This is a genomic window from Pseudolactococcus piscium (genome assembly GCF_002441695.1).
GTDB lineage: Bacteria > Bacillota > Bacilli > Lactobacillales > Streptococcaceae > Pseudolactococcus > Pseudolactococcus piscium.
The window spans coordinates 1-3,084 of the sequence record NZ_JXJW01000044.1; the positions used below are offsets into that span (position 1 = coordinate 1).

A 3,084-nucleotide genomic window follows, 5' to 3' on the forward strand; every position below is an offset into this window, starting at 1 on the left:
TTAAGACAGGTAAAAAGTTCAGCACCTTTCAAAGCTGTCTACAATATCAATATCAAAAGTTTGTTTTGTCATTCTGACATTGTAGCGAATATCTTTTACTTCCTTTTTCATAAGTCTCCTTTTTCCTATTGCGCAAGTCTTTTGTCTATTTATAAACCTATTATATCACGGAAAACAAAACAAGACAATAGAGTATACTCTAATGACCTATAAAAGATAGAAACTTAAAAAATCAAGTGTTCGCTTCGCTCTCACTGCCCCTCGACGTTTTAGTAGCCTTTCCCTCACTTCGTTCAGTCCAAGCCAACTAAAAGTTTTCGGGCTACTCTCTTCTTCTCCCCCTAATAATTAATTATAATCTTACTTTGTATATTTCTGCTAATCATTCACTAAACAGCAAAGAAAAACAAACACGTATCATAGATATAAATGTAATGGCATAGTGCGGGTTTTATTTTCAGCCTGTATCGTAGCTAAACAAATCGAGTTGTGTGTCCGTTTTGGGGCGTTCCGCTAGCTTGTTTAAAGTCTCTTGAATGAATTGATTATATGAGACTAGAGATAGAATAACAAAATGTCCTTCAGAAATATTTCTGAAGGACATTTTGTTTTAATAATTTACTGCTTTACAATTGGTACCCAAAGCTCCATTTCATAATTGGGATCATGAATATCATTTTCGGTATATACTTCAAAATCTGGTAACCCTGAATGTTTGTAGCCATTTTCTGGGAAAAATTCTTCAAGCAGATATTTCCATGCCTGATGAATGGAATCAGGGACTGATCCTTTAACTGGAACTACTGCATACTCAGTTTCTTTAACTTCTAAGATATCAAGTCCTAAATTTCTAGCTTTAGCGTCATCCAAGACGTTATATCCCGCCATATAATTAATCTTATCATTTCCCTCATTCTCATAACAAACACCTAATGACTGACCATTTCCAAAACTTTCTAATTGTTCAAAACTATATTTACTATATAATTCATCCCATGTACTTGGACATTGATTAGATTCAATGTTTTCTTTTAATACGCCAGCTACTTTGAATGATGGCTTTGTTTCGATTTTAATATTCATTTGACTTCCTCCTATTACTTTTAAAGCTAATTTCATTTTAGGAAATAAATTATAATTTTTCCCTTTTCGAACTTCTGAGGGTGAATTCCCATGAAACTTTTTGAAAGAAAAACTAAAAGCATCAGCTGAATCATAATTATATTTCAAAGCAATATCAATTACTTTTTGATCAGTATTCAACAGATCATCTACAGCTAGTGTAAGTTTTCTATTTCTCAAGTATTCTGCCAAAGTAATTTCTGATAGAATCGAAAAAATTCTACTAAATAGTGGATAGGAATAACCTGATATGTTTTGAAATTTTTTAAGTTCAACTTCCGATGTAAGTGTACTTTCTAAATAGTCGATGGTTTTGTTAAATTGATGCATCATTTTTATCACCTCTCACATAGGAGTTTATCATATAAATAAATTGGAAACCCAATAATTTTAGTACAAAAAAAACTGTAAGCTGAACATTTCTCTATTTAATTCCAATAATTTTTCGACAAATACCAACATCAGTTGATTACCAATACCTTATTATAGCACCCACAACACCTATAAAAATACCTAGTCGATTAATAAAACTTATTGATATTGACTCTTTTACAACTTTGTCACCCTGAACTTTATCTTTACTGAAGTTAAGTAAGGGGTTCACTACACGTCATTAGACGTCAAAACATTGATTTTAAGCGATTTTTGAATTTTTAAAGTTCATTACATTGCAATATAAATCAATAAGAACTCTACCTTTTACTCTACCTTTTTTAGATGAATATATCATTTGGATATTGAAGTTAAGCCCTGCTATCATTTCGATGGCAGGGCTTTTTAATATTTGGTACACTAACTTTTTATCTATATTTTGGTGGAGCTGAAGTTGACATCTACAAAGTTTAATGTTAAAATACATTCAAAAATATATTTGAATGAGGTGCTTTATGATTCAAAATGTTGTTACTTCAATAATCCTGTATTCTGGGACAGCCGTAGACTTACTTATTATCCTAATGTTATTTTTTGCCAAAAGAAAAAGCAGAAAAGACATCATTAACATATATTTAGGACAATTTCTAGGCTCTGTTAGTCTAATATTGCTAAGTTTGCTTTTTGCATTTGTCTTAGATTATATTCCTAGTAAAGAGATTTTAGGTTTGCTCGGTTTGATTCCAATTTTCCTAGGCCTCAAAATTTTGCTTTTAGGAGATTCTGATGGAGAAGCTATTGCCAAAGAAGGTTTGAGCAAAGATAATAAAAACCTGATTTTTCTAGTCGCTATGATTACTTTTGCAAGTTGTGGTGCTGACAATATTGGTGTCTTTGTCCCATATTTTACTACCTTAAATTTAGCGAATTTGATAGTGGCTTTACTTACCTTTCTAGTCATGATTTGTCTCTTGGTTTTTTCTGCCCAAAAATTGGCACAAGTCCCTTCTGTTGAAGAAACTTTGGAAAAATATAGCAGATGGTTTATTGCCGTTGTTTATTTAGGATTGGGGATATATATCCTGATTGAAAATAACAGTTTTGACATGCTATGGACTGTGTTAGACTAGGAGAAAATATTTTGAAAAAAGATAGTATCTGCCAAGTGAATGTTATAAATCAACAAAATGTTACAACCGCCACGAACTACCTTGAAAAGGAAAAAGTCCAAAAATCACTTCACATTTTATCAAAGTTTACCGATAATAAACAGATAAATATCATCTTTTATCTCCTTGCTGTTGAAGAACTCTGTGTCTGCGATATAGCCTGTTTACTAAATCTCAGTATGGCATCTGCCTCCCACCATCTTCGTAAACTAGCCAATCAAAACATCTTGGACACTAGAAGAGAGGGGAAAATTATATATTATTTTATAAAAGATGAGGAAATCAGAGATTTTTTTAATCAACTAGGATAACAACTATTTTTACTACTTTTCCATGTTTATAGGGGGCTTATCTATGAAATTTTTTGATGAAAATTACTCACAAGAAATACCGGTTCTGTTGCGAAGTTTGAAAATCAAAC

The 3,084-nt window shown here is 31.7% G+C and carries 4 protein-coding genes; 2 read left to right on the forward strand and 2 right to left on the reverse strand.

Going from position 1 to position 3,084, the window contains the following annotated elements:
• Positions 1-618 precede the first annotated feature (618 nt).
• Together RU86_RS11560 and RU86_RS12395 are read right to left on the reverse strand one after the other, a co-directional pair.
• Positions 619-1,455, reverse strand: a complete 837-nt coding sequence (locus tag RU86_RS11560; protein WP_096815423.1) for an AraC family transcriptional regulator — start codon at positions 1,453-1,455, stop codon at positions 619-621.
• Positions 1,456-1,756: 301 nt separating this feature from the next.
• Complete coding sequence (locus tag RU86_RS12395) at positions 1,757-1,981, reverse strand: FanG protein (protein ID WP_072353678.1); 225 nt, start codon at positions 1,979-1,981, stop codon at positions 1,757-1,759.
• A 28-nt stretch (positions 1,982-2,009) separates the two neighbouring features.
• Between RU86_RS12395 and RU86_RS11570 the strand changes: the two genes are divergently transcribed.
• Positions 2,010-2,624 (forward strand): CadD family cadmium resistance transporter, encoded by a 615-nt coding sequence (locus RU86_RS11570; RefSeq protein ID WP_179296290.1) that lies wholly within the window; start codon positions 2,010-2,012, stop codon positions 2,622-2,624.
• Between the two features lie 11 nt (positions 2,625-2,635).
• Positions 2,636-2,974 (forward strand): Cd(II)/Zn(II)-sensing metalloregulatory transcriptional regulator CadX, encoded by a 339-nt coding sequence (cadX, locus tag RU86_RS11575; protein WP_031367148.1) that lies wholly within the window; start codon positions 2,636-2,638, stop codon positions 2,972-2,974.
• Positions 2,975-3,084 lie beyond the last annotated feature (110 nt).